Origin of the sequence: Halodesulfovibrio sp. MK-HDV (genome assembly GCF_009914765.1) — a bacterium.
In the GTDB taxonomy this organism is placed as follows: domain Bacteria; phylum Desulfobacterota; class Desulfovibrionia; order Desulfovibrionales; family Desulfovibrionaceae; genus Halodesulfovibrio.
On the sequence record NZ_WYDS01000012.1, the window covers coordinates 133257 to 139463 of the forward strand.

At 46.5% G+C, this 6207-nt stretch carries 3 protein-coding genes; 2 read left to right on the forward strand and 1 reads right to left on the reverse strand.

The genetic code is table 11. From position 1 onward, the window contains the following. Positions 1 to 10: 10 nt before the first annotated feature. Entirely contained in the window at positions 11 to 2536 is a 2526-nt protein-coding gene (hrpB, locus tag MKHDV_RS11100) for an ATP-dependent helicase HrpB (RefSeq protein ID WP_160715273.1), read from the reverse strand. Positions 2537 to 3105: 569 nt separating this feature from the next. On the opposite strand from hrpB, the gene MKHDV_RS11105 reads away from it, so the two are divergent. After that, positions 3106 to 4905, forward strand: a complete 1800-nt coding sequence (locus MKHDV_RS11105; RefSeq protein WP_160715274.1) for a formate--tetrahydrofolate ligase — start codon at positions 3106 to 3108, stop codon at positions 4903 to 4905. An 85-nt stretch (positions 4906 to 4990) separates the two neighbouring features. Then, positions 4991 to 5881 carry a bifunctional methylenetetrahydrofolate dehydrogenase/methenyltetrahydrofolate cyclohydrolase FolD gene (gene folD / locus MKHDV_RS11110; protein WP_160715275.1) on the forward strand — a complete coding sequence of 297 codons (891 nt, stop codon included), beginning with the start codon at positions 4991 to 4993 and terminating at the stop codon, positions 5879 to 5881. The last annotated feature ends 326 nt before the right edge of the window (positions 5882 to 6207 follow it).

The following is a 6207-nucleotide window of genomic DNA, read 5'->3' on the forward strand; positions in this document are numbered from 1 at the left end:
AACTGAACTCTTATTTTTTCTTTAACGCTCTGTTTGTTTTGCGTGTCGGTTCTGCGGTGAGTGGATGTTCAGGCCATGGATGCTTTGGGTATCTCCCGCGCATTTCCGACCGGACTGAGGTATATCCGTTTCCCCAAAAGGATATGAGGTCGCGCGTAACTTGCAGCGGTCTTCCGGCAGGAGATAACAGGTGTATAGTTAATGGTAGTTGTCCACCTGCTATGGTTGGCGTTTGCGGTGCCCCAAACATTTCTTGAAGTTTTACAGGTAGGGTAGGTGCAGTTGGTTCACTGTAGTCTATTCGAATGGTTGAACCAGACGGAACGGTGAAATGGGTAGGAGCCAGTTTTTGCAGTGCGACCTGTTGTGCCCATTCTAATGATGCAAGCAAAATAGTTTCAAGATCTAGCTTACGTAGATCTGATGCTTTGCGCATTCCTGTAAGGTATGGTGAAAGCCATGTTTCGAGGGTGCTGAGAAGCGACTTTTCTGACACGTCTGGCCATTCATATGGATTTGTTGCGGAATTGCGCAACTGAGGGTGTGTATGCATAAATGTAAGACGTTCGCGCAGACGCAGGGCATCTGTAGTCCATGGCAATGAGGACAAGCCAAGGCTTCTAACGCCTTCAAGCATTGCAGTAAGGATTTGCTCTTGTGACGTCGTTGAAGATGGTTGTTGTGCAAGAATGAGTTCGCCAAGTTGTTCTGTTTGCAAGGTCGCGACTGAGGCGGTTTTATTGACCCACGCTACGAGATGTTGTGTGCGGATTTGCTTTTGGAAGAGTGTTTCTATCTCAATAATATCTATGGGGGCACAGCGCCATATGCGGCTGGTAGCATGTGCATCATTTAATTCAGCAACAACTATGAATGGTGTGGCGGCGAGAGGGCTGTCTTCTGACAGTTGCGCTTTTCGTCCGTTTGTAAGTTTGTATTCAGTACGGCTGCCAGCGTGCAGTTTGCCTATGCGATCTGGATAGGCAAGAGCAAGGCAGGCTCCGGTTACGTCTGAGTCGATCCTTTCTGTTGCGGGAATCTTCAAGAGTTTGCAAAGATGCTTGGACGTTTTTTCGATCGCAGGGCTGGATGCGGCCTGTTCTACGAGATGTCGCAAGTCTGAGCCTTGTGCTCTTTCAGAGAGAATAGCGGCAAGGGTGCAGGCGGTGTAACCGTAGCCGTTGTTTTTAGCTGTGACGATCATATGTGCAAGCCGTGGATGCAGCGGCAGTGCTGCGATAGTTTTGCCATGATCTGTAATGGAAAAATCTGTGTTGAGTGCTCCAAGCTGCTGTAGGAGCGTGAGTGCTTGGCTGTAGCTGCTTGCTGGTGGAGTATCCAACCATGCGAGAGCGTGGACACCATTTTCACCGTAGGCACCCCATTGGGCTAGTTCAAGGGCAAGCGGTGCCAAGTCTGTTTCTTTGATTTCTGGTGATGCGAATGCACGGAATGAATTCTCCTGAACTTCTGACCACAAGCGATAACATACACCACTTTCTAAGCGACCGGCACGTCCGGTTCGTTGGGTTGCAGCCGCAATGGAAACAGGTTCTGTGATGAGTCTGTTCATTCCGGTTGCAGGTGAAAAACGTGAGGAACGCGATAAACCGCTGTCGATAACGACGCGGATTCCCTCAATGGTGAGGGAGGTTTCTGCAATGGAAGTAGCGAGAACTATTTTTCTGCGTCCTGTTTTTGCTGGAAGAATGGCTGCGTCTTGCTGTTTCTGTGGTAGATTCCCGTACAGCGGTGCGATGTCCACATTTTGCGGTGACGTGGATTTGAGCATGTCTGCAACACGGGTTATTTCTCCGGCACCGGGTAGGAAAACGAGAATGCTACCTTCGTCGTTTGTCATGGAGTACTGGATGGTTTTGACCACGTGGTTGAGTAGAGCGGGGATGTTTTGACCAACACGCGTGGCAAGAGCTTGTGGCATGGGCACATGTTTGATGGTAACAGGATAGCTTCTTCCTTCACTGCTGATAACGGGACAGTTGTTGAGCAGTGTGGAAATTTCTTGTGTGTCGAGCGTTGCGGACATGACAAGAATCCGCAGGTCATCGCGCAGAGCTTCCTGAATTTCAATTGCCAGTGCCAAGCCTAAATCTGCATGAAGGCTTCTTTCGTGGAATTCATCAAAAATGATGCTCGAATATGCGGAAAGTTCAGGATCATTCTGGATGATCCGCGTCAGAACTCCTTCCGTAACGACTTCAATTTTAGTCTCAGAAGATATTTTGGTATCGTTTTTTACACGATATCCAATGGTTTTGCCTACTTGCTCACCAAGGGTGCTGGCAAGGCGCGCAGCAGCGGTGCGAGCCGCTAAACGTCTTGGTTCGAGCATAATAATCTTTTTTTCTGTCAGATGAATATTTTTTAGTAATGCGAGTGGAACTCGTGTGGTTTTACCTGCCCCGGGAGGCGCGTGAAGCACGGCATTCGGGGATTTTGTAAGAGTCGACACGATTTCAGACAGGCTTGAATCGATAGGAAGTCGTGGTAATTTTTCAAAAAAGTTTGTGTGCATAAACAGTAAGTAGGTGTGTTTTATGTGAATAAAGTAACATGCATTCTATACCGGAGAAAGCCTCGCAACGTAAGAGAATATGCGGTTGAAGAAAATAAAAAAAGCAATCTGAAAAATTCTTTTTGCAGGCTTGCGTCATTTTAGCGCTCAATTTTTTAGTTTTCTGCAAAAAATTCTACGCATATTGACGTAAATGCAAAAGTATGTGTATGGCTCATTGAACTACTTAGCTATATGCACAAAGTTTGCGGGATGAACAGAATGATGAAAGTTTAGCAAAATAGACTTTTATCTAAGATAGGTAGCCAAACTGGGAAGGCCACTTTTCTTTCTCCTCGCATCGAGCTGCATAACGTTTCGTACGGCGGACTAATCCAACGCTGCAAAACTAGGATTGTGTTAGTCTGTATGATTGGCTTGATGTACTATAATGCTCACACAGAATGCTTTTTTCTTTGATTATGAAATGGGCGCTTGATTCGGATCCTCATGTTGAGACGCATAAATGTGGTGAAAATTCTTGTGTAGAGCAATACCTGTTCGTTTACCTTATAAGGGAGGGTGAAGAGATGGCCGCTGTGGAAACAGAACATAAGACCTTGGATCCAAAGAATCACGCTGACTGGGAAGTTGCTCAGGATGCTGAGAAACGGATGAAGACCATCTATGCGATTGCAGACGAGATGGGACTTTCTGAAAAGGAACTTCTTCCGTACGGACACTACATGGGTAAGATTGATTACCGTGCAGTACTTAAACGTCTCGAGAACAAACCTAACGGTAAGTATATTAACGTAACCGCTATCACTCCCACTCCGCTTGGTGAGGGCAAGTCCACAACGACTATCGGTCTTGTACAGGGACTTGGCAAGCGTGGTAAAAAATCTTCTGCTGCTATTCGTCAGCCTTCCGGCGGCCCTACCATGGGTGTTAAAGGCGGCGCAGCCGGTGGCGGGCGCTCTCAGTGCATTCCACTTACTCCTTTCTCCTTAGGTTTTACCGGCGATATTAACTCTATCATGAACGCTCATAACCTTGCGATGGTCGCTGTTACTTCACGTATGCAGCATGAGCGTAACTATGATGATGAGAAGCTGGAAAAACTCTCTGGCATGAAGCGTCTTGATGTTGATCCTAGTCGTGTTGAAATGGGCTGGGTTATCGACTTCTGCTGTCAGTCATTACGTAATATTATTATTGGTATTGATGGCGTAAATGGCGAGCGTGACGGCTACATGATGCGTTCTAAATTTGATATTGCTGTTTCTTCCGAAGTAATGGCAATTTTAGCAGTAGCTAAAGACCTTAAAGACCTTCGCGAACGCATGGCTAAAATTATCGTTGCATACGATAAGAAAGGTAAGCCTCTTACTACTAAAGATTTCGAAGTTGACGGCGCTATGACCGCATGGATTGTAGAAGCCGTTAACCCTAACCTTATCCAGACTCTGGAAGGACAGCCTGTTATCGTACACGCTGGTCCGTTTGCAAACATTGCAATCGGTCAGTCCTCCATTATCGCAGATCAGGTTGGTCTTAAACTTTCTGAATACCACGTAACAGAATCCGGCTTTGGCGCGGATATCGGCTACGAAAAATTCTGGAACTTGAAATGCCACTACTCAGGCCTTAAGCCTGATGCAGCAGTTGTTGTTGCTACTATCCGTGCACTTAAGTGCCACGGTGGTGCTCCGGTGCCTCTTCCAGGCAAACCGCTTCCCGCAGAATACGACGGCGAGAACGTTGAATGGGTAGAATTAGGTTGTGCAAACCTTCTGCACCACATTAACATCGTTAAAAAATCTGGCGTTTCTCCTGTTGTTTGTATCAACGCATTTGTTACCGATACTGATGCAGAAATTGCAAAAGTACGTGAACTTTGTGAAGCAGCCGGTGCCCGTGTAGCACTTTCCCGTCATTGGGAACACGGCGGTGACGGTGCTCTTGAACTTGCAGACGCAGTAATTGCAGCCTGTGAAGATGATACAGAGTTTACACCATTGTATACTTGGGATATGCCTGCACGCGAACGTATTGAGCGGGTAGCTACTGAAGTATACGGAGCAGATGGTGTTGATTATTCTGTTGAAGCACTTCGGAAGCTGAAGGCTATTGAAGCCGATCCAAAGTCAAGTGAGCTTGGTATGTGTATGGTAAAAACTCACTTGTCACTTTCCGATTCTCCAGCAAAAAAAGGTGTTCCAACTGGTTGGCGTCTCACCATTCGCGATGTTCTTATCTTCGGTGGCGCAGGATTCTTTGTTCCGGTAGCAGGTGCTATTTCACTCATGCCGGGCACAGGTTCTAACCCATCATTTAGAAGAATTGATGTTGATCCTGATACCGGACAGGTAAAAGGGTTATTCTAGCAAGAAAAAGCGCGCGTGCGCTGTTTTGTCGAGCTCCGTTTTTAACGGAGCTCGCTTATATGCGCATTGCCAAAAGGAGCAGACGATGAGTGCTGAAATTATCAGTGGAACCGAGATGCGCGCAGCAATTCTTGAAGAACTGCGCGGAGAAGTAGCGGCTATTAAAGAAAAATACGATACCGTACCCGGTCTTGTGACAATTCTTGTCGGGGAAAATCCGGCTTCTATAAGCTATGTGACCCTTAAAGTGAAAACCGCACTCAGCCTTGGTTTTCACGAAATTCAGGATAACCAGCCTGAAGATATTACTGAAGATGAGCTACTTTCGCTTATCGATAAGTACAACAACGACTCTTCTATTCACGGCATCTTAGTTCAGTTGCCGCTTCCAAAGCATATTGATGAAGAAAAAGTCATCACTGCTATCAATCCAGATAAAGATGTTGACGGATTCCACCCTGTAAACCTCGGCCGTATGGTTCTTGGTGGCAGAGACGGCTTCCTTCCGTGTACCCCTGCGGGTATTCAGGAAATGATCGTGCGTTCCGGTACGGAAACAAGCGGTGCGGAAGTTGTTGTGGTTGGTCGCTCTAATATTGTGGGTAAGCCTATTTCCATTATGATGGGACAAAAAGGCGTGGGTGCCAACAGTACAGTGACCATGGTTCATACTCGTACAAAAGATTTAGAAGAGCATTGCAAACGTGCTGACATTCTTATCGTTGCTGCAGGTGTTCCGAATCTCGTGAAACCAGAATGGATTAAACCGGGCTCTACTGTAATCGACGTTGGTGTTAACCGCATTGGTACTGCACCATCCGGCAAAGCGCTGTTAAGCGGCGATGTTGAATTTGCCAAAGCAAAAGAAATTGCCGGTAAAATTACTCCAGTTCCCGGGGGCGTAGGTCCTATGACAATCGCAATGCTCATGAAAAGTACTGTCGCGTCTGCATGGCGTCACCTTGGGTCTTCATAAGTCCCTTTGTCGATAGTATAGATTAGAGGTATCGATTGTAACGATAGTTTTAGAAGGCCGTTAACTTGAATGTATGTGAGTTAACGGCCTTTTGTCCTACTGATAGTATTGAATTAGATTGGTAGGAAATAGAGAAGCGGCATACACGCAGTGTTACAGACTGACGTTCAGTCTGTAAGGAGGAACAATGAGCTGCTGCAGTGAAGAAATTTCTCAAGAAATGTGGAAAGAGGTTGATTGTGTTATCGAGCGCCATCGTGAAACTCCCGGAGCGCTGATTACAGTACTTCGCGAAGCACAAAATGTTGTGGGTTGGTTCCCGCAGG

Excerpts from the sequence above, each read along its gene's own strand:
- folD (WP_160715275.1), top strand. The coding sequence starts at position 4,991 with ATGAGTGCTGAAATTATCAGTGGAACCGAGATGCGCGCAGCAATTCTT.
- MKHDV_RS11105 (WP_160715274.1), top strand. The coding sequence starts at position 3,106 with ATGGCCGCTGTGGAAACAGAACATAAGACCTTGGATCCAAAGAATCAC.
- hrpB (WP_160715273.1), bottom strand. The coding sequence starts at position 2,536 with ATGCACACAAACTTTTTTGAAAAATTACCACGACTTCCTATCGATTCA.